Raw genomic sequence first — 21,551 nt, 5'->3', positions numbered from 1 at the left:
GTTTTTATGGCAGATACTGTAAATCAATCAACCATGCCCGGAACTCAACAGCCCTTTTATTTCCGATTTACCATGATCCTGCTGATGCTGGCCCTGTTGTCGGCTATTATTGTGCTGGGCCAGGACCTGGTGGTGCCACTTTCCCTGGCCACCCTCATTGCCATTCTCCTGATCCCGGTCTGTCAGTTCCTGGAAAAGAGAAAAGTACCGAAAGTGCTTGCGATCGTTATCGCACTGGTGCTGACGGTGGTTTTCGTGGGCGGCATTTTTTATTTTCTTTCATCGCAGATAGCCGCCTTCCTCAATGATACTGACCAGATCAAAAAAGGGATCGACCTGCAGTTATCTCATCTGCAGGATTGGGTGCGGGCTCAATTCAACCTGTCCAAAAAGGAGCAGACCGACCTGGTGCAGAAGATGCAGACAAAGCTTCAGGAGTCAGGTGGCGGCGCACTCGGAGGTGTTTTTGATTCCCTCATGAATATGGTAGTGCTGATCACGTTGTTGCCCATTTATACTTTCCTGTTGCTGTATTACCGTGGGTTGATCAAACAATTTCTCATCGATGTATTCAGTAATGTGCCTAAGAAAAGGGTGGCGGAAGTGATCCAGGAATCGAGGGTGGTAATTCAGGCCTATATGTTCGGGCTGATCATAGAGATGCTCATCGTTGCCGTGATCAATTCTGTTGGATTCCTTATCATCGGTATCAAGTATGCCATCTTCCTGGCTGTGTTCACAGCGGTGCTGAATATCCTGCCGTATATCGGGATGCTGATCGCTTCCATCTTCTGTATCCTCATTACGCTCACTACCTCCACCGAGCTGAACGATGCTATCTGGGTGCTGGTGGTGATACTGGTGGTTCAGTTCATAGATAATAATATCATCATGCCAAATATCGTTGGCTCCAAAGTGAAGCTGAACGCGCTGATGACCATCATCGGGGTGGTGATCGGCGGACTGCTTTGCGGCATTGCAGGAATGTTCCTGTCTATTCCCGCCATCGCCATTCTTAAGATCATATTCGACAGGGTAGAGGGACTGGAGCCCTGGGGCAGGTTGCTGGGCGATGAAGGTAATCCCGGTACCAAACAGAAGCTGAGCCTTAAGAAATGATAGCAGCACTTGTCTCATATGGATGAATCAACATTTTGTTTTAAATTGGGCCATTTATTTTTTGTTTAATAATGCTCGAAATGCCTTTGAAAGAATTATTGAAGATCATGATACGCCGGATCGTTAGTAACGACATGTGGGCAGGGGATTTTGCCAGCTGGAAGGAGGCACAGCAACATTCAACAGGATATGATTCGGATTCCATTTTTAAGAAAGTGGAAGCTGCAACACTGAAAGTAAAAAATGGCGAGGCGGTTTACGAACGGGATTCTGTGATTTTCGACGAAATGCAATATTCATGGCCCATGGTGTCCGCACTGTTATATGTGGCCTCTCTGAATAATAACCATCTCAATGTGCTTGATTTCGGCGGATCCCTGGGCACCTCTTATTTTCAGAACAGGAAATTCACTTCTCATCTGAATTTGAAATGGAATATCATTGAACAGGAAGGCTTCGTAAAAACCGGCATCGAAAAGATCGCTGACGGCAGACTCAATTTTTTCTATTCCATCGATGAGTGTATTGAAAAGAACGGCCCTCCGGACTTTTTGCTGCTGGCGGGTTTATTACCCTATATTGAAAAACCATATGAGCTGCTTGATAAGCTGCTTTCATATAACATCCCTTATCTTTTCATCGATAACAATTACTTCAATTATGAAGACAGGGACCGGATTACGGTCCAGACTGTCCGTCCTGAGATCTATACAGCCTCTTACCCAGCCTGGTTTCTGAACTATGCCAGCGTTAAACAATTGATCAGTCAACGGTATAATATCATCAGTGAGCACCATGACCAGAACTCTTTGGTGCTTGATGGCAGGAGGATAAATTATCGTGGCTTATTCGCTTCAATGGCCAGGATTCCCGCCTGAAATTGCTGATCTTGAGCTTCACACGCTTTTATTTCATTAATTTGCGGTCTGTTCCATACTACCCACTAACCTTTGAGCTATGACATCAGTCAGCCTACAATACCCGAATTGATGAAGAACATCTCAGGTGGACTATTTACTAAATGGCTGGATCAATACAGGAATAACGTCTTTTTGAAAAGGCTGTCCATTGTTTTGATTGTTGATATATTGGTACGTGCCTCCAATATCCTGCTGCTTCCTGTTTACCTTAGGCTGATGACGCAGGAGGAGTATGGGATTTATAATTATTTTCTTTCCATTGTTCAGACATTGTCTGTGATCCTCAACTTCGGTCTCTACGTTGCCCAGAGCAAATATTATTCGGATGCCCAGACGGATGAAAGAAGAAAGACTGTGCTCTTCAATATTTTCTTTTCCGTTACGGTACTTATGCTGATGGTACTGGTTCCTTTGTACCTGCTTAACAAGGATGAAGCATTGATCAGTTTTCTCTTCAGTAAGAACAGTAACTATCAGCATTACCGCTGGCCGCTACTGATGGCGCTGGTCACCACCGTATACACCGTAATCCTCACTAACTTTTTTGTGATCAGTGAAAGGATCAAATTATTCAGGAACTATAACCTGGTGCGCCTGCTGGTAGTGCATGCAGTGGTACTTACCTGTCTCTTTTTATTCCGTACAGATTCCGTGAAAGTACGGTTGACATATACTTATTTTGCAGAGATTGCCGTGATGCTGGGTGTCTTCTATTTCTATTTCAGGGAGATGCTGCCGAAGATCGACTGGAAGTTGATCGGCAACTCCCTCAAACTGGGGCTGCCCATTATGATCTCGGCTATCTGGGCGGCCAGCAGCAATAACAGTGATAAGTTCTTCCTCGAAAAATATGGAACGCCCAGGGACCTGAGCAGTTACTACCTGGCCTTTTCGCTGGCCAATCTCCTGATGATGATCGTGCAGAGCGTACAGAACGTATGGCTGCCGAAATTCCTGAAGGAAAAAGACCTGAGGAGAAATATCGCTCAGACCAATAAGCTGATGATCCGTATCGGGCTTGGTCTGGCAGGTATCAGCATACTGATTGTAGCAGGGTTTATAGTTGCTCTGAAAATTGGCGTGATCTCTGCTGATTACTGGCAGACAGTGTACATCCTTCCCATCCTGTTGATAGCGCAGACCGTTAACAGTATCGCTACCATCTACGGAAACTATTTCATTTATATGGAAAAGACGCAGTGGAGCCTGGTAACAGGTGTGATCACACTGGGCGTGGGCCTGCTGATCAGCTCTTATTTCATCAGCAGCTGGGGGGTATATGGCGCAGCGCTTGTATACCTGGTGATACAGCTTACCTACCTGGCACTGTATTACCTGGTGATCAATACCAGCCTGAAGCACCGTTTGAGGAGCGAACCAAATATTACCGGATGATCAACCCTATAGAAAATATCACGAGTTTTCAAACGGACTGGCTGGCTTCCGATCCCTGCTTCTACAATGAAGTAACAGGAAAGGTCAGCCGGAATATCAATGATGTGATCGATTTCCGTAACCTGGAGTTTCACCCTGAAGGGCTGTCCAATTACCTGGGTTTCGGATATTCTGTGTTTGAGCAGACTCCGTTGAAAGGCGTGAAATTCCTGCGGCATTCTTCCGCTCTTACCACAGAGAATGGAAAAGTGAAAGTGGTATACGGGAATGATCCGGTTGAATCCATACTGGGTAAAACAACCCGTGAAGAAGATGTGCTGGATCTCTTGCGCAGCAGTATTCAGCAATGGGAGAGATCCACCACGGGAAATATCGTGATCCCCACCAGTGGCGGTTATGATTCCAGGATACTGAATGAAATGATCGCGGACAGGGATCGCATCCGCAGTTATACTTACGGCGTATCATCGCGGCAGACAGATTCCTATGAAGTGGTCTTTGCCAGCAAGATCGCGGAAGTGCTGGGCACAAGGTGGAAGCAGATCCCCCTGGGAGATTTCCATCATTACTTCAATGACTGGGACCAGCTTTTTGGCATCTCCACACATGCCCATGGCATGTACCATATGGAGTTCTATCATAAGATCCTGCAGCAGGAAACCGTTGGTACACCGTTGCTGAGCGGCATCATCGGCGATGCGTGGGCGGGCAGCGTGAATATTCCTGCTATCAATGAACCATCCGATGTACTGCGACTGGGCTATTCGCATGCGCTGAATGCTGATCCTGCACAGAGTCTGCTGGGATCCAGGCATGAACTGTTGCAACAATACTTTGAGCAGAACAGGAAGAAGCTGGAAGACCCTGCGATGCGTGTGGTGGAATCCATGCGTTTCAAGATCATCCTGCTCTGTTACCTGATGCGGGTGCCGGATCAGATCGGGTTCCGTAGCTGGACGCCCTTCCTGACCAGCGATATTGCGCTGGGTATGCTCAACCTGCCGGCAGAAAGAAGGCAGGGCAGGGCCTGGCAGGTGGATTATTTCAGGAAGAAAGGGCTGGATGTGGAATCGCTCGGACTGAACTATACCAAAAAGAATTCGCTCGACAGAAGGGCGTTGTACCAGGTTCCGCTGAAGCCGCTGGATCAGCAGCTGCTGCGGGAGCTTATCAACCCTCAATATGTGGAATGGATAAATAAACATATTTTGCCGACCAGTAACCTGCGCGACTGGCTGGATAAAATGACCTACTATCCAAAGGTAGGCGGCCTGCTGCGCAGGATGGGCGTGCGTGATGAAAAGCTCAGGGCTTACAATGCCTATATCACGCTGAAGCCGCTTGAAACATTGCTCACCAAAAGAAACAAAGCCTGATCATGCGATGGAAAGCCTTCTTCGGGGGAGATCTGGTTGTGCACCAATTGCCGGGGCAGGATTGGCTGTCACCCGGCCTGTCGGCTTTATTGAAAGAGCATGCTGTAAGGGCCATCAACTTTGAAGCACCCCTGAAAGGATCCGGCGCTCCCATCCGCAAGGCGGGTCCGCACCTGCATCAACACCCGGAAGCCGCTTCCCTGGCGGAATCTGCGGGATTCAATCTGATCAATCTTGCCAACAATCATATTTTCGATTATGGCGCTGAAGCGCTGGATGCAACGGTTCAGTCATTCAAAAACTCACTCTGTGTAGGTGCGGGGCGTAATGCCGGTGAGGCTTACGCATTGAAGCAAATGGAGGTGAATGGTTTAAAGCTGGGGTTTCTCTCGTACTGCGAAGCAGAGTTCGGGGCCATCACGCTGAACCACCAGCAGAGCGCGGGGTATGCCTGGATCAACCATCCTTCTGTGGATGCATCTGTGATGGAGGCTAAAAAAAGGGTGGATGTATTGCTGGTACAGTGTCATGCGGGTGTGGAAGAAATGGAAATTCCACTACCGGAATGGCGGGAAAGATACCGGAGCCTGATCCGCGCAGGCGCTGATGCCGTGATCGCTTCGCATCCGCATGTGCCGCAGGGGTGGGAGACTTATATGGGCAAGCCCGTTTTTTATAGCCTGGGTAATTTCTACTTCGATGCAGCAAGCGATCATCCGCTCTGGAACAAGGGGCAGGCCGTGTCGCTGGAATATGAAGACGCCAGCCTGGTAAATGTGAAAGTACTTGCGCTGGAAAGAAAGGGCAGTCAGTTACACCTGAGCAATGATGCGGCTTTTCAGCAATACCTGGTACAGCTGAATACTTTACTGGAGGAGCCGGCCTACAGTACAGCGCTGCGCAGCGCGGCATTACAATTGTGGGACAGCTATTACAGGAACTATTACAATATCGCCCTGCAGGGCATCAATGAAACGGTGAGCCTTACAGAATCCATCAAAAGATTTGTGAAGCGCCTTTTGTTTGCAAAAAAAGCGGGGGTGAACCATGAGCTCCTCCTGCATAATATCCGTATAGAAAGCCACCGGTGGCTGGTGGAAAAAGCCCTGGAGGAAAAACTACGTCAATGACACCTGCTCCCATAGCATTGTTTGTATATAACAGACCGGAACATACCAGGAAGGCGGTTGCCTCCCTGCAAAAGAATGTGCTGGCTGCTGAATCTGAATTGTACATTTATTCGGATGGGCCTGCACATGCCACGCATGCTGCGGCAGTTGAGCAGGTACGCCGCTTTGCGGCAGAAATCACCGGTTTCAAAAAAGTAACCATCATCAAAAGTGATCGTAACCTGGGACTGGCTGCCAGTATCATCCGTGGGGTAACGGATATGGTTAACCGATATGGAAAAGTGATTGTGCTGGAAGATGACCTGGTGCTCAGCCCGTATTTCCTGCAGTTCATGAACGATGGCCTGGAGAAATATGAGCACCGGCAGGAAGTGATCTCTATTCACGGTTACACTGTCGATATAAAATACCACGAACCTGTTTTCTTCCTGCGGGGGGCTGACTGCTGGGGATGGGCCACCTGGGCCAGGGGCTGGAAGCTTTTCAATGCGGACGGAGAATACCTGATGCGGGAGCTCAGGAAAAGGAAACTACTCTACTATTTCGATATGGATGGAAATTATCCATATACACAGATGCTGGAGCAGCAGATCCGGGGAAAGATCAATTCCTGGGCTGTACGCTGGCTGGCTTCCGCATATATCCATAATAAACTCACACTCTACCCAACACATTCGCTGGTACGCAATATCGGTGGTGATGGTAGCGGAACGCATCAGGGGGAAGAAGATACATACCACGTGGACCTCAATATGGAACGTGTGATCATTCCTGATATTCCTATCGAAGAATCACTTGATGCAAGAAGATTGGTGGGGAAACACCTGTACAAATATCTCTCTCTGAAAGGCAAAATGAGGAAATTATTGAGGGGACTAAGCCGTTGGTAGATTTATCCAATAAAAAATATTCTAATATTCTCTCTCCCCGGCTTGGGGCATAAAATACCCGTTTTGCTTACAATCCGCTACAGATTGTGCATTTTCCGTTATTTCAAATTGTGGACTGATATTTTCAATGGCATCCTGCCTGTACTATCAGCTTTAAAAAATATGCCAGGCGCTGAAACACAGTTACGCTGATAAAATCCCAAAAACACTTACAATTTATGAAGACGGACATTTCCAAAGTACTTCAGAAAAAGAAGAAACAGATCCTGGAAATATGGATGACCAAACAACTGGCCGATGCCTCGCTTCGCGAAGACCTGATGAGCAATGAAGAACTGCGGGAGCAATCCGACGAGTTGCTGACCGAACTGCTCAATGTGATCTCCGATAAAAATATGGGGGATGCTGCAGAAGCTGATGAATTTGAAAAAGTGCGTGAGATCCTGTCCGGTATTTCCATTTCCCGGGCCAGACAGGGATACAGCCCGCGTGAAACCGGGATCTATGTTTTCAGTCTGAAAGAAGCCCTGCAGCAATTATTACAGGAGGAAATGAAAGAAGATCCGCAGTTTCTGATCCAGGCCATCCTGAATCTCAACAAGATGATGGACAGTCTTGGTGTGGTGACTTTTGAAACCTTTATCAAGGGCAGGGAAGAAGTGATCCTGCGTCAGACGGACGAGATCACGGAAATTTCCACTCCCGTAATCCGTGTATGGGACGGTATCCTTGCGCTGCCGATCATTGGAACGCTCGATAGCTCCCGTACACAGGTGGTGATGGAGAACCTGCTTCAGGAGATCGTGCAAAGCGGCAGCAGCATTGCCATTCTCGATATCTCCGGTGTACCTGCAGTGGATTCACTGGTGGCGCAACACCTGATCAAAACAGTGGCCGCTACCAAACTGATGGGCGCAGAATGCATCATCAGCGGTATCCGCCCTGAAATAGCACAGACGGTAGTGCATCTGGGCATCGATCTTTCCAGTGTTGTAACCAAAGCTTCACTGGCAGCGGCGCTCAGGTATGCATTCGCCATGCTGAAACTGGAAGTAAAAAAATCCGTGAAAGAAAAACCGGTTGCTTAAGTTATGGATCAGATACCTATTCTAAGGATGGGCAAGTTTTTATTAGTGACCATCCAGATCGATTTGTATGACAGGCTGGCCACCAACCTGGAGACCAACCTGGTTCAGATGGTAAATAAAACAGGCGCCAGGGGCGTACTGATCGATATCTCCGCATTATCGATCGTGGATTCCTTCATGGGCCGTATTCTCGGCAATATCGGCAGCATGAGCAAGATCATGGATGCTGAAACTGTGGTGGTAGGCATGCAGCCTGCAGTAGCTATAACCCTGATTGAACTGGGCCTGGAACTGAAAGGTGTGCATACGGCTTTGAACGTGGAAAAAGGTATGGAGTTGCTGAAAAACAAAATCCTGTTATATGATGACGAAATAGAAGAAGATGATGAACATAGTGTTGAATAAGGACACCATGAGGATTGAAAAAGAACAGGATGTGGTTCCTTTTCGAAACAGGGTAAAGGAATATGCCGTGAGGATCGGAATGAGCCTGGTGAACCAGACCAAAGTGATCACTGCTGCCAGTGAACTGGTGCGTAATATGCTGAAATATGGAGGTGGTGGTATGGTGTTGATTGAAGTGGTGAGCAAGGGAAGGGACAATGGAATCAGGCTCACGTTTACAGATAAAGGCCCGGGCATCAGTGATATCGCACTGGCCATGAAGGATGGTTATTCATCCGGCAAAAGCCTGGGTATTGGTTTACCCGGCACAAAAAGACTGGTGAATGAATTCGATATCAAGAGCGTAGTGGGTGAAGGCACCATCGTTTCAATTATAAAATGGAAGAATGGCTAACAGAACACATGTAGTGTTTAAGGCGAATGACAGAAGCTATTTTGCCATTCTGAAAAAGGAGATACATCAACTGGCAGTGGCTGCAGGATTCAATGAAAAGAAGATAGGAGAGCTCGATATCGTGGTGTCTGAAGTAGTCAGCAATCTTGTAAAGCACGCGGGTGGTGGTGAAATTTGGGTAGCTATCCAACAGGTGGATGGGGTGGAAGTACTTGAACTCATCAGCGTAGATAACGGCCCGGGAATGACGGACGTGAACCGCATGATGAACGATGGCGTCAGTACACGCAACACCCTGGGGCATGGCCTGGGATCCATCAAAAGACTCTCGGATTTTTTACAGGTGTATTCCATGAAAGACTGGGGAACGGTGATGCTGATCAGGTTTTACAAAACTCCAAAGCCGGCATTTGCCAAACCGCTTAAAGCTGAAGTAAGGTCCGTAGTACTGCCCAAGCCCGGAGAAATGGAATGTGGGGATGGGGCGTTTCATAAAAACAGTTCCAGTTACCTGAAACTTTTGATTGGAGATGGACTGGGACATGGAGTGGAAGCAGCAAAAGCCGTTGTAAAAGCCGGGGAAGCATTTTTGCAGTGTGCAAGCTCTGATGTAGTGGAAATTCTCCGGGAAATGAATGTGGCAGTAAAGAAAACGAGGGGGTTGGTGGGAACTGTGGCTGTTTACGACTGGAAGCTGGGCAAATGGCAGATCTGTGGAGTGGGGAATATTTCCAGCAGATTCATTGGTAATGGAACTGCCAGGAACAATATGCCTTACAATGGGATCATCGGGTTGAATGTACCCAGGTCATTGAATCCGCAATTCATGAACCATGAGAACGGGCAGGTGCTGGTAATGGCCAGCGATGGTTTGAAATCCAAGCTGGATATATTGAAATATCCTGGCATCTGGCGGTATGACCTTTCTGTACTATGCGCTGTATTAATCAAGGACTTCGGACGCTTTACCGATGATAGTTCCGTACTGGCCTGTAAAATAAATATCTGATCATGCACGAACTGGCAAGGGTAACTCTGGAAAATGAAATGGATCTCATTCTGGCGCATAAGCGATCCATGAGGCTGGCTGAACTGGCAGGATTGACCCTTTCCGCTCAAACCACTTTTGCTACTGCTGTTTCTGAAGTAAGCCGCAATATCATCGAGTCCGGTAAGAACGGCAGCCTGATCCTCAGTGTTGATGCAGACCAACGCAACCGTTATATCGTAGCCTGTCTGAAAGGCTATCCGGCAGCGGAAAACAGGAACATTAACGGTTTTGAGTATGCGAAAAGGCTTGTAAGTAAATTCAATATTTCCATCGAAGGGGCTAATACCGCCGTGGAGTTATTCTATTCCGTATCTCCTGCATTCAGAATAGACACGCTGAAGATCGATGAGTGGAGGAATCTCTTCCGCAACGAACCTCCCATCTCTCCATACGAAGAACTGAAAAGAAAGAACGAACAATTGCAGGAACTTTCCGAACGGATCCGTAAAAGCGAGGACCAGTACAGAATTCTTACCAACTCACTTCCTTTGATCATCTTTACACTCAACCTGGAGGGAGAACTGATTTATGCCAATGAGTGGCTTTCAAAATACACCGGCCTGAAAAACGAAGTACTGAACAGGAACAAATGGCGGCCCGTTGTACACCCAGATGATTATGATTTCTTTTCTGTGATCTTCAAGAATGATATCACAAGAGGGGCAACAACCATACGAACACAGGCAAGGCTGAAGAACAGTGCCGGAGAGTTTCTCTGGCACCAGCTTTCACTGACTCCTTTCTATAATGAGCATGGTGAACTGCTGTACTGGACTGGTTTCATAGTGGATATACATGCACAGAAAGTATTTGAAGAAACCCTGCAGGATAATATCGAGCTGAAGCAGACGCAGCAGGAACTGAAGGAAAAGCAACTGGAGCTGGAAGGGATAGTGTCCGAACTGAACCGCAGCAACTATGAACTTTCGCAGTTTGCTTTTGTGGCGAGTCATGACTTGCAGGAACCTATCCGGAAGATCTTATTCTACGGGGATTATCTCCTCAACAAGTACAAAAATTCGCTGGATGAAAAAGCGGTGGAATGCCTGGTTAAAATGCAGTCAGCTTCCAACCGCATGCGCAACCTGATCCAGGACCTGCTTGTATTCTCTCAGATCAATAAAGAAAAATTACAATGGCAACAGGTGGACCTCAACAAGATCGCACTGGAAGTACGCCAGAGCCTTGAGATCCCCATCCGCGAAAAGAAAGCGGAATTGCATATTCAGCCCTTTTCCGGGCCGGTATATGGCGATGGAAGGATGATCCTGCAATTATTTGAAAACCTTATCGGCAATTCACTCAAATACAGCAAGGCCTCTGAAACACCTGTGATAGATATCAGCTATCAGAATCTTGATAACAGTATTGAAATTGCTTTCAAAGACAATGGCATTGGTTTCAATCCGGAATATCTTCCCAAGATGTTCACGCTTTTTCAGCGACTGCATACGCAGGAACAATACAAGGGAACTGGACTGGGCCTGGCAATCTGCCATAAAATCGTAGAAGTGCATAAGGGACGGATCTGGGCCACCAGTACTGAAGGGGATGGCGCCACCTTTTTCGTTTCCTTGCCGGTAAAGGACAATAACAATTAATTGTATGAAAACTTGCAAGATACTGGTGATCGATGATGACAGGGAGGACCATGTGATCCTCAAAGATGTGATGGAAACCATCGGTGCTGCAGATGTGATGGATTTTGCAGTAACCGGGCCGGAAGCCCTTAATCTGCTGAACGGCCATTATACCGATACGCAGCTTCCCTGCCTGATTGTAATGGACCTGAATATGCCCATGATGAATGGCACACAGGCGCTGGGATTACTGAAAGAAGACAAGCGCTTCAATAAAATACCCGTGATCATTTATTCCACTTCCCTCAATCCTTTTGAAAAGGAAAAATGCATGGGACTGGGTGCGCATTCTTATATCACCAAACCTGTTACCTATCAGGATACGATCGAGACCGCTAAAATATTCCTTGGCTTTTGCAAGCTGAGAGGTAAAGGAAGCGGGCATTAAAGCCCGCTTCCGGTTATTCTTATTTCCAGAGGCTCTTCGGCGTTTTGCCTGATCTGAGTGCAGCTGTATTGTCTGCAAACAGGCTGGCTTTTATAGACGGCACTTTTGCCGACACCGCTTCAAATATTCTGATCGCTTCTTCCTTCTTCTCATTTTTGAACAGCAATCCTGCATACACCGCTTCCGTAGAGAAGTGTGAGAAAACATCCCTCGCTTTCTTTGCCCAGTCCAGCCCGCGCTGCAGCATGGCTTTATCGGCATCATTCATATACACCGCTTCCGCCACGTCCCGCAACTGATATGACCAATTAACCGCATCTCCCGTGCGCATGATGCTTTTCATCATCTCCCAGTTCTGTACAGTGGTGGAATCTGATTTGCCTGACAGGTAGGGCTTCATGTATTTATCAAATGCAGCCTTATTGGCTTCGATCATTTTCCAGGGGTCACGTTTACAGATGCCCTGTTCCGCATAAGCTGTAGCGGCTGCCGTGAATTTTGCAGGGTCAAAATTCTTAGAGTAGTAGTCGAAACGGATCTTGCGCCAGGTGGCTGCAGAGTCAGCACTGTTCAACAGTCTGGAAGTTTCCTTCATAGAACTTTCTGCGATGGCCAGTTCTGTTTCCTTTTTGTTGGGCACGATGGTTTTGAGCACATAGTTGTTCATGCCGAACTGAAGAATGTACAGGCTGCCCGCTCTGGACCCGGTAATGCTATCGATTCTTTTATGATGTTTTACCAGGTATTTGTACAAAGCTCCTCCCGGTGTGAATTGCGTGGATACGGAAGTGGTGAGCAGGCGGCTCCAGGTTTCCTTCTGCTGGAGGTCTTGCTGATTCAGTTTAGCAAACACTTCATCGGTGAGTGCAGCGGAAGGCAGTTCAGTTGCCTGTCTTTTTTTAAGATAACCCAGCAGAAAATCTTTGTTGCGGTTACCTGCATTGTATTCGTCCGACCATTTTACCAGTGGCTTCGGATCGTTCTTTTCTGCAATGGCTATTCCAGCCTCTTTGATGAAAGCCTCTGCCTGCATGTAGCCTGTGGTTCGATAGACCAGTTCTCCCTGGTTGTTGATGAACAGGTAGGTGGGGAAGGCACGTGCTTCATATTTTGCAGCCAGGTGTATGCCTTCTCCTTTCTCCGCGTCGATCTTGTAGTTGATGAAATTAGCATTGAATACTTCGCCTACTTTCTGTTGCGGGAAGATCTCGGCGGCCATTTTCTTGCAAGGCCCGCACCATTCCGTATATACATCGATGAAGATGGCTTTGTTCTCACGTTTGGCCAGTTCAAGGATTTCATTCCAGCTGCCATGGCTGAACTGAACGCCGGTGGTTGATGACTGAGCATAGGAGCTATTCAGCAGCATAAAGCTGCCGGCAAGCAATACACTGATCTTTTTTGTGATGTTTAAAAACATAAAACAGTTGATGATTGAGTGAATTAACGAAGGATCTCTGCAAGTCTTTTAGACAATTCCTCACCGCGCAGGTTCTGCGCAATGATGCGACCCTGGGGATCGAGCAGAAAATTCTGCGGAATGGCTTCGATGCCATATTCCAGCACTACCGGGCTCTTGAAACCTTTGAGATCGCTGAGTTGCGTCCAGGGCATGCCGTCTTCTTTGATGGCTTTTACCCACGCATCTTTCTTTACGTCTAGCGACACGGCCACTACATCAAAGTTCTTGTCTTTGAACTGCTGGTATGCTTTGAGCACATGTGGATTCTCTGCACGGCAGGGGCCGCACCAACTTGCCCAGAAATCCAGCAGTAAATATTTCCCTTTGAAAGCGTCCAGCGTCCGGGGCTTGTCCTCTGTATCGTTCAATGTGAAATTGATGAAGGGTTGTCCGGGCGCCAGTCTTTTTGCAATGGCCAGTTTCTCTGCCATTCTTTTGCCGTCTGCAGTAGCTTTCATGTCCGGGCTCAGGTTATTGTACAGCGGTTCGAAGGTGGGGAGGTTGATCATTACGGAACGATCTTTCATCATACTGAGCGTAACGTAGGACGCGGGATTGTTTTTGATGAATTCGGTTTCCGTAGTGGTCATGTCCTTCCGGATGGCAGCGAGAAAGGGGAAAAGGGAATCGCGCGCCTTCATATTGTTCTCTTTGAAATAGTCACGCATTTTTAAACTGAGCGGCGTCATTTTATCCTGCAATGGTTTCAGCTGGGATTGAAGCCGGAGATAATCGGCCTGTGCCTTTCCGCCTTTGATAGTAGCGGTTTTGATCTTTCCTGATCCATTAATTGTGATATTGCCTTTATCCAGGAAAAGGCTTTGCTCGTCTGTGCTGAACATATCCGAGTAGCCATCGTTCTGTTTAAGTGAGAGCGAGGCTTTCACGGGATAGGGTACATCGCCTTTGAACTGGAAATTTCCATTGGTAAGCGCTACTGAGTCCTGGATCCGGGTCTCGCCTTTACCATAGTTCAGGTAGATCTTTGCGGGATAGGAGAGCTTACTTAGCTTTCCTTTGATGGTGAATTTCTGCTGGGCCTGGGCCATGATGGCAGACAGGGCCATCAGGCATACTAAGATGCTGTTTTTCATTTGTTGAAATAATTAGCTGGTTGCCTGCCTTATACAGGCAACCAGCGGGTGAAGAGAATTAATATTCGATTATACTATACTGTTATACTATGGGTTATTGGGCATGCCCGGGTTGAGGTCGATGGTCTTCTGCGCAAAGCGGAGCGTCAGCCTTTCGGGTTTGAGGTTCCAGGTGGAGGCTACAGTGCCATCTGCATTGTACAGGGTATGCGTATTGCTGATGGTATTGCTGAAGTCCGGGTCAACTGAAAGCCGGCGCATGTCGAACCACCGGTAACCCATTACGGAGAATTCGCGGATGCGCTCTTCCAGGATAAAACGGATCAGTGCATTTTTATCGGAAGCGATGGCATCTGCAATGGGCGCACTTGCTGCAGGCATTCTCTTTGCGCGGAGTGCTTCCAGATCGGCTCTGGCGCCGGTAAGATCGTTACTTCTTGCTTTTGTTTCGGCGCGCAGCAGGTAGAGATCGGGTACCGTCATACCGATCTGCGCGGTGTTGGGGCCTCTTCTTCTTTTCAATCCATTTGGGTAATTGCCGCTGGGATAAGCGGTTCCGGTGAACCAGTTCAGCCTGGCATCATCGGCTGCGTAAAGGGCCAGGGTGGCGGGCTTCAGCACGATCTCATTACTGGTGAAGCCCCATGGATAACTGGCCTGTTTGGCGAGGATGTTCTCCTCGTTGTTGACAGTGGTAGGGTAGGTGGGCCCGAAAAGACCAATGGGCAGAAAGCTGCCGCCAGTTCCGAAACGTACATTGTAATCATACAGGCCAACAGCAATGGATGCATTGGACATATCGGTAAAGGCGTTGTTCAGTCTTGGCAGGGCATCGTTCACGCGGCCCATGAACAGGAATACTTTTCCAAGTATGGCTTCGCCTGCTGCTTTAGACAAACGCATGCGGTGTGTGATCTGTGAAGGCAGATCAGGTATTGCTGTAGTGAGATCATCGATGATGAAGTCATACACTTCCTGAACGGAAGCACGTGTGAAGGTATTCTTCGTTACATCTGCCTCTTTGATGATGGGAAAACCGGGATCACTGGCTGCCGTGGAAGCCAGGTAAGGTTTCCCATAATAATTGATGAGCAGGAAATAGGTCCAGGCCCTGCCGGTTTTAGCCTGCGCCACCAGTGTCTTTTTTTCTGCATCGGTGCCACCGGTAGACGCCATCACTTCATTGATCACTTTATTAAAGAGATAAATGTTCTGCATGGGAACGGCCATTTCTATGGGGTCCTGTCCTTGCTGATAGATCACATCTTCCCATTTGAACAATCTTTGGGTGCGTAAAGTGGATCCGGAAAAATGGGGCTCTATAGCGGCCACTTCATCACCCATCACCATTTGTGCATCCGTGCCTATATTCACTACATCCAGTACCACCAGTGATTTTTCGTAATCGCTGGTGGCCCTGGCAATGAGTTTCCCTTTTGGTATGATTTCCAGGAAACTTTTTTTGCAGGAGCTTGCCGCTGGCAACAGCAGTGCAAGCGCTGCGAGATATATGATTGAATAGTTACGCTTCTTCATGAATACTGCTTTGAATAATTATTGAAAGTTCACATGCATGCCGAATGTTATGGTTCCCTGTCCGAAACGGTAAGCCTGGGTATTTATTCCGGGATCCGTAGTGTATGGCGTTGAAGGCACCCTGCTGCCATTGGCTAAACTGTGAAACTCCGGATCTATGCCGCTCTTGTTGGCCTTCCAGAGCATGATATTGGAAACCTGCACACGGAAACTGATCAGGTCTGTCCGCAACCTGCTGATCAGGTTCCTGGGAAGACTGTAACTAAGTGTGATATCGCGGAGTTTGATGAAGGAGGCGCTTTCCACATTGAGGTCTCCGTTCTTATAATACCTGACATCCCTGCGTGTATAACTTTCAGACTCATTGGACACATAGGATGGTACATTGGTGAAAGCCTCATCCCCGGCCGTTCTCCAGCGATTGAGAAAATCAGGGTGTATCTGCGCGTAAAATCCTGAATTTTCACTGAGGCTAAGTACATTGCCATGATTGATCATCCTGCCGGCATAGCCTCCGCCCAGGAAGTAGTTGGGGCCAACATCCCTTCTCATTACATGTCCCAGATTATAAATGATATTGGCGGTCAGTGACAGGCCTTTGTAACGGAAAGTGTTTGTGAAACCGCCACTCCATACAGGCTGGATAGTGCCCATGTACACAATGTCTTCCGGTTTGGAAACATTGGGCAGTTTGGTGATGCTCTTATCATTGAGCATGATCTGCGGATCGCCCATATTATCAAGTCCTGCGAACCGGTATGCAAAGAGTGAAAAGGCGGAATAGCCCGGAACGAATGAAGCGCCTACCTGCTGGTCACCGGTGGTAATGGTCAGCGGATTATTGAGTTTTGTAATGGTGTTCTTGTTGTAGCCCAGTACCAGGGTGGTGTTCCAGCTGAAATCGCTGGTCTGGATATTGATGGTGTTAAGGCTCACTTCGATGCCCTTGTTCTCCATATCGCCATAATTACCGATAATAGAAGCATAACCGGTGAAGGGGTTCACGGTGAGGCTTCCGAGGAGATCATTGGTGACCTTACGGTATACATCAACCGAAGCATTGACTCTGTTGTTGAACAATGCGGCGTCGAAGCCAAGGTTCAGGGTATGGGTACTTTCCCAGGTGAGTTTGGGGTTGGCGGCTGTTGCTATCCTGAAGCCGTTGCCGCCGGGGAGGAAGCCACTGTTCTGGTTGATCATGATATCATAGCTGGAGGCTGTGCCGGGAGCAGGAGAATTCCCGGTTATACCATAGGTGGCGCGGAGTGCGAGGCGATTGATCCAGAATGATGTTTTCATGAACTGTTCATCGCTCAGCATCCATTTGGCGCCCACGCTCCATACAGGTTTATTCTGGGCGGATTTATCGAGACCGAAAAGGTTGCTCTTGTCAACTCTCCAGCTGCCATTCACGGTATACTTACGGTTGAATGTATAAGCGCCGTTTGCGTAGTATGAAGTGTATCTTGATTCCAGTTCGGTTTGTAAAAATGGCCCGGGTGCTATCGGCAGTACGCTTCTGCCGATATTGTTGGGCATCACGGTATTTGTCAGGCCTGCAGACCCTGTGAGCGTGGCGTAATCTATCTGGCCGAAGGTCTGAAGGTCTTCGTTATAGCCACGTATCATGCTTCCGTTGCTTATCATGAGTTGTGATTGTGCTTCCTGTCCTGCCAGCAGTGTTACCTGGTGCCTGCGGCTGTCCCAGGCCATATCATAAATAAGCTGATTGCGGACGGTCCAGTTGCGCTGGTTCACATTGCTCACCGAATACCTGCCACCTGTAGTGGGGAGATAATAAACAGGTGTGGAAGCGGCGGTTGGAGCCACTGTAAAGCTGGCCAGTTCTGATCTTACCAGGTAACTCTTTGCATCCTCATAACTGGTTCTGCGGTTGGCTCCTTTTACATAACCGTACACGCCTTCAAAACGGAATCCCTTCGGCAGATTGATCCTGAAGCCGGCCGTGATCCGATTGAAAAGGTTATCATTCTTTGTATATCCGTAATTGAATTCATCCAGTGGATTGTAGTTGAGATTGATCCGGCTTCTCTTTTCATAATCCAACCTGGTAGAGTCTGCGAGTATGCCCAGGTAAGGGATATTCAGGTTATTGCCATTGGCATCCTGGAAAAGCTGGTAGGGATAGAACCTGTTGTCAACGGAGATATTCCGCTTGCCGGAACTGATGGTATTGGTCAGGTCGGTGATCAGGTAAGCCTGGAACCAGTTTGTGAAATTGAAATCCTGCCGCAGGTTGATCTTGTAGGTATTGTTTTTTTCTCCGGGCCTGGGTGATACCGTGTTGGTGTAGGCCAGGGAGCCATATAGCGCATAGGCTTTTCCGCCCGCTGAGAGTGAAACGGTATGGTTCATCAGCGAAGCATTGCGGTACCAGAGATCTTCGATCTGCTGTAAATTATTAATGGATGCCAGGCTGTCTAAACTTTTGTTTGCCTGCTCATTGCTGATGATGCCACGGTACTGGTTGTAAAGGATCATTTCATGCGGTGCAATACCTGAGCCGCCTGTATTGGTGAAGGCGCTTACAGTAGCCCATGGATAGAGAGCCGGGTTGAACAGCTCTTTGGCGGTCTCAATGAACTGGCGGCTGCTGAGGACTGGTGTGTAATCCAGATCGGGCTTGCCTTGCAGGTTGATGAAGCCATCATACTGTACTTTCAGTTTATCACCCTGCGTTCCTTTTTTGGAAGTGATCACAATCACGCCGTTGGCGGCGCGTGAGCCCCAGATGGAGGCGGCGGTGGCGTCTTTCAGAACAGTAATATCTGCAACGTCCTGCGGATTGATGGAGCTCAGGTCATCGATGGCAATACCGTCCACTACATAGAGCGGGTTCCTGTTGGTGCCGGTTGCTTCCTGGCCCGTGAGGATACCGATGGTAGTGAGGCCGCGTATAGAGATGGGGTTGCGGCTCTGGCTGGCGTTATTGATGGTAAGGCCTGGCACTTGTCCATCGAGGCGTTGCAGGATATTCATGGAAGTAGAGCGTTCTGCCACCACTTTCATATCCGGTTTAGCATAGGAGCCTGCGCTGCGTTCTCTGGAAATGGACTGGTAGCCTGTGTTCACTACCACGTTCACTATATTGAGTTCATTGATCTCCACTGTGAGGGTAATGGTGCCGCAATCCCTGTTGGCTTTGAGTTGGAACGGTTTGTAGCCGGTGAAGGAAATACGGATCTGTGCTTTTTCGTTCACATTAGGCAATGAAAAATATCCGAGTGCGTCCGTAACTGTTCCGGCCTGTTTTTCTTTTCCCATGAAAGCCTCTACGGACGCTCCCTGCAGGAATTTTCCGTTTTCGTCTGTAACACGCCCTTTCACCAGAATGCGGTCATCGGGTTCCATTATATTCAATTGCAGGAAGCTGATCTTCCGGGAAAGCACGATGGTATTCTCCACTCTTTTGAAGGTGAGGGGGAGGTCTTTCAGGCATAACGTCAAAGCTTCTTCAACGGGCATATTGTTGACTTCCAGGCTGGCCTGTCTGCCGGCAATATCCTGCACGTTATAGAATAACAGAAGCCCTGTTTGCTTTTTGATATCAAGCAGCAGTTTCTCCAGTGGTTGGTCCTTTGCGGACAGGGTCACTTTCTGTGCCAGGGTATTGGCGCTTGCATGCATCAGCCCTGTGATCAGAAAAATAGTTACCAGCTTCATAACCAGCATTAGTTTTAGTAGCCGTTCCCGGATGGGCACAGGAGCGGCAATCGCAGTAATTTTCATTAAATTAGCGTCAGTTTGAGTTACTAAATGATATAACAGTCTGTTTCGCCTCCTGAAAGGCAGGCGGATGGTGCTCAAACGAGGCCGGGGAGTGCTTGCATCACTTTCCGGCTTCATTTTTTGTGATGTTGAAATCAGGTGAAGTCTGCTTTCATTGGTTGAGTTGGAATTTTTTGAGGTTAACAAATGAGGATCCGGTCTGCTGGTGAATGGCAGTTGCTGTTATGAGAGGGTATAAGTTTATGGAGCGCTCACAACAAGCTTCTGCCTGTTGTTGACGGTTTCCATTTTGAAATGCACGGGATAATTGCTCATTACATCCAGGAATTGCCCGATGGTGAATTTCCTGGGGATCTGGCCTTTGAAATCGAAGTCGGGCACCTTGCCTGCATATTCCACTTCCACATCGTACCATCTTTCAAAATCAGCCATCACAGCGGTGAGTGGCGCCTTGTTGTAGGTGAACAAACCATTTCGCCAGCCCAGTACAATGTCAGGGTCAAAGCCGGTAACGGCTATTTCTCCCTGGCCGGTTATGGTCTGTCTTCCGGGCTTGAGCAATACCTGTTCCTTTGAGTAAGTATTGATCACTTTCACGCTGCCATCAACCAGTGAAGTGGTGATGTCAGCAGCATAGGCATTAAGGTTGAAAGAGGTGCCGAGTACTTCCAGTTCCTGCTGGCCCGACTGTACAATGAAAGGCTGGTCTTTATTCTGTTTTACAGCAAAGAATGCCTCTCCTGTAACAACTACTTTTCTCTGCGGGCCTGTGAAGTTGACCGGGAAATGAAGGCTTGATGCGGCATTCAGCCAAACGGTGGATCCGTCTGGCAGATTTACCTGGTATTGCCTTCCCCTGGGTGTACTGATGGTGTTGAATGTGTTGGCATCATTTGCCTGGTCTTTGTTGCTGATGGAGTATTGTAACTGGCCGTTACTGTCTTTCTGAATGATCACTCCGTTCTCCTGGGCCAGCTGGCCGGGAGGGATATCATCGAGACTGATCTGCCGGCCATTGGATAAAGTGAGGATGGCCTTGTTGCTGTTATTGTCAGCAGTAGTTGATTCAACTTTCGCGATGGGGGGTATAGTGTTGCTTTCCGGTTGTCTGTTGATGAGGAAATATACGGAGATGCCAGCTACCGCCAGTACGGAGGCTGCTGCATACCACCAGGTGCGGGAGATGCGTGCTGGTCTTTCCACCTGGTCCAACCTGCGTTCCAGCGCTTCGCGGAAAGAAGCGGGCGGTGTTTCATGGTCCTCATTGCCGGCCTCTATTCCGGAGAACAGGTCCCAGGCGCGTTCCAGCTCGGCCCTGTCTGCCTGCTGAACCCATTTTACAAATTCATCATGTTCACTTTCTGTGAAGGAACCTTCAATGAATCTGTTGAAGAAGCCGCTTTGGTTTGGTTGGTCCATATCATTATGACACGCATGTGGCGGGAAAGGACCCCTTTGCCTGAAAAAAATTATAAAATCTTTACGAGCAGCATCAGCAGGCCGGCTGAGAGGCCGCCCTGTTTGTTGATATGGTCCCTGATACTGGCAATGGCGGAGTAGAGTTGCTTCTTCACCACATTTTTTGAAATGGAAAGTTTATGGGCAATTTCATCCAGTGAAAGATTCTCTTCCATTCTCATCAGGAAAATCTCTTTTCTTTTATCTGTGAGCTGTGAAATGGCCTGTTGCAAAAGATTGCGGTAATCTTTTGAATCTATATGATCGGCAACATTGTCTTCCGCTGCAGATGCAGTGGTACTGCGCATTTGCAGCACTGAACGTTCAGTGTTGACCCTGCGGAGATGATTGAGCAGCATATTTTTTGCCATGCGGTAGAGATAGGGCTTGAGCTGTTCCACTGATTGCAGTGATTCCCTGTTCTCCCATACTTTTACGAACAGGTTCTGCAGGAT

18 protein-coding genes are annotated in these 21,551 nt (G+C 48.0%); 12 read left to right on the top strand and 6 right to left on the bottom strand.

Translation table 11 applies throughout. From position 1 onward, the window contains the following. The 12 genes from ACTHMC_RS07945 to ACTHMC_RS07890 form a co-directional block, all read left to right on the top strand. On the top strand, positions 1–1,119 hold a 1,119-nt coding region (locus ACTHMC_RS07945; protein WP_440412381.1), incomplete at its 5' end, for an AI-2E family transporter. Positions 1,120–1,199: 80 nt separating this feature from the next. Then, positions 1,200–1,997 (top strand): methyltransferase, TIGR04325 family, encoded by a 798-nt coding sequence (locus ACTHMC_RS07940; protein ID WP_440412379.1) that lies wholly within the window; start codon positions 1,200–1,202, stop codon positions 1,995–1,997. A 111-nt stretch (positions 1,998–2,108) separates the two neighbouring features. Further along, a complete protein-coding gene (locus tag ACTHMC_RS07935) occupies positions 2,109–3,434 on the top strand; it encodes a lipopolysaccharide biosynthesis protein (RefSeq protein ID WP_440412377.1) in 1,326 nt (441 codons plus the stop codon). Next, entirely contained in the window at positions 3,431–4,810 is a 1,380-nt protein-coding gene (locus tag ACTHMC_RS07930; RefSeq protein WP_440412375.1) for a hypothetical protein, read from the top strand. The genes ACTHMC_RS07935 and ACTHMC_RS07930 overlap by 4 nt, the downstream gene beginning before the upstream one ends. A gap of 2 nt (positions 4,811–4,812) precedes the next feature. Next, positions 4,813–5,940, top strand: a complete 1,128-nt coding sequence (locus tag ACTHMC_RS07925) for a CapA family protein (protein ID WP_440412373.1) — start codon at positions 4,813–4,815, stop codon at positions 5,938–5,940. After that, positions 5,937–6,830, top strand: coding sequence for a glycosyltransferase family 2 protein (locus ACTHMC_RS07920; protein WP_440412371.1), 894 nt, complete (start codon positions 5,937–5,939; stop codon positions 6,828–6,830). The genes ACTHMC_RS07925 and ACTHMC_RS07920 overlap by 4 nt, the downstream gene beginning before the upstream one ends. A 218-nt stretch (positions 6,831–7,048) precedes the next feature. Beyond that, complete coding sequence (locus ACTHMC_RS07915) at positions 7,049–7,918, top strand: STAS domain-containing protein (RefSeq protein ID WP_440412369.1); 870 nt, start codon at positions 7,049–7,051, stop codon at positions 7,916–7,918. Between the two features lie 3 nt (positions 7,919–7,921). Then, positions 7,922–8,323: an STAS domain-containing protein gene (locus ACTHMC_RS07910; RefSeq protein WP_440412367.1), complete on the top strand. Its 402-nt coding sequence runs from the start codon at positions 7,922–7,924 to the stop codon at positions 8,321–8,323. After that, positions 8,301–8,717 carry an anti-sigma regulatory factor gene (locus ACTHMC_RS07905; RefSeq protein ID WP_440412365.1) on the top strand — a complete coding sequence of 139 codons (417 nt, stop codon included), beginning with the start codon at positions 8,301–8,303 and terminating at the stop codon, positions 8,715–8,717. The genes ACTHMC_RS07910 and ACTHMC_RS07905 overlap by 23 nt, the downstream gene beginning before the upstream one ends. Continuing rightward, positions 8,710–9,726, top strand: coding sequence for a SpoIIE family protein phosphatase (locus ACTHMC_RS07900; RefSeq protein ID WP_440412363.1), 1,017 nt, complete (start codon positions 8,710–8,712; stop codon positions 9,724–9,726). Before ACTHMC_RS07905 ends, ACTHMC_RS07900 begins: the two co-directional genes overlap by 8 nt. Positions 9,727–9,728: 2 nt before the next feature. Continuing rightward, positions 9,729–11,369, top strand: coding sequence for an ATP-binding protein (locus tag ACTHMC_RS07895; protein ID WP_440412361.1), 1,641 nt, complete (start codon positions 9,729–9,731; stop codon positions 11,367–11,369). A 4-nt stretch (positions 11,370–11,373) separates the two neighbouring features. Beyond that, positions 11,374–11,796, top strand: a complete 423-nt coding sequence (locus ACTHMC_RS07890) for a response regulator (RefSeq protein ID WP_440412359.1) — start codon at positions 11,374–11,376, stop codon at positions 11,794–11,796. Between the two features lie 19 nt (positions 11,797–11,815). Here ACTHMC_RS07890 and ACTHMC_RS07885 read toward each other — a convergent pair whose 3' ends face one another. From ACTHMC_RS07885 to ACTHMC_RS07860, 6 genes are all read right to left on the bottom strand, one after another. Further along, complete coding sequence (locus tag ACTHMC_RS07885; RefSeq protein ID WP_440412357.1) at positions 11,816–13,216, bottom strand: thioredoxin family protein; 1,401 nt, start codon at positions 13,214–13,216, stop codon at positions 11,816–11,818. A 23-nt stretch (positions 13,217–13,239) separates the two neighbouring features. Further along, on the bottom strand, positions 13,240–14,352 hold the full coding sequence (locus ACTHMC_RS07880; protein ID WP_440412355.1) for a redoxin domain-containing protein: 1,113 nt from the start codon (positions 14,350–14,352) through the stop codon (positions 13,240–13,242). Between the two features lie 87 nt (positions 14,353–14,439). Next, positions 14,440–15,888 carry a RagB/SusD family nutrient uptake outer membrane protein gene (locus ACTHMC_RS07875; RefSeq protein ID WP_440412353.1) on the bottom strand — a complete coding sequence of 483 codons (1,449 nt, stop codon included), beginning with the start codon at positions 15,886–15,888 and terminating at the stop codon, positions 14,440–14,442. 18 nt (positions 15,889–15,906) lie between these two features. Further along, complete coding sequence (locus tag ACTHMC_RS07870) at positions 15,907–19,572, bottom strand: SusC/RagA family TonB-linked outer membrane protein (protein WP_440412351.1); 3,666 nt, start codon at positions 19,570–19,572, stop codon at positions 15,907–15,909. A 306-nt stretch (positions 19,573–19,878) separates the two neighbouring features. After that, on the bottom strand, positions 19,879–21,057 hold the full coding sequence (locus ACTHMC_RS07865; RefSeq protein ID WP_440412349.1) for a FecR domain-containing protein: 1,179 nt from the start codon (positions 21,055–21,057) through the stop codon (positions 19,879–19,881). 50 nt (positions 21,058–21,107) lie between these two features. Beyond that, on the bottom strand, positions 21,108–21,551 hold a 444-nt coding region (locus ACTHMC_RS07860), incomplete at its 5' end, for an RNA polymerase sigma factor (RefSeq protein ID WP_440412347.1).

It is taken from the genome of Pseudobacter sp. (genome assembly GCF_051955275.1).
Lineage (GTDB): Bacteria > Bacteroidota > Bacteroidia > Chitinophagales > Chitinophagaceae > Pseudobacter.
This window is presented reverse-complemented; position numbering and strand designations above follow the sequence as displayed.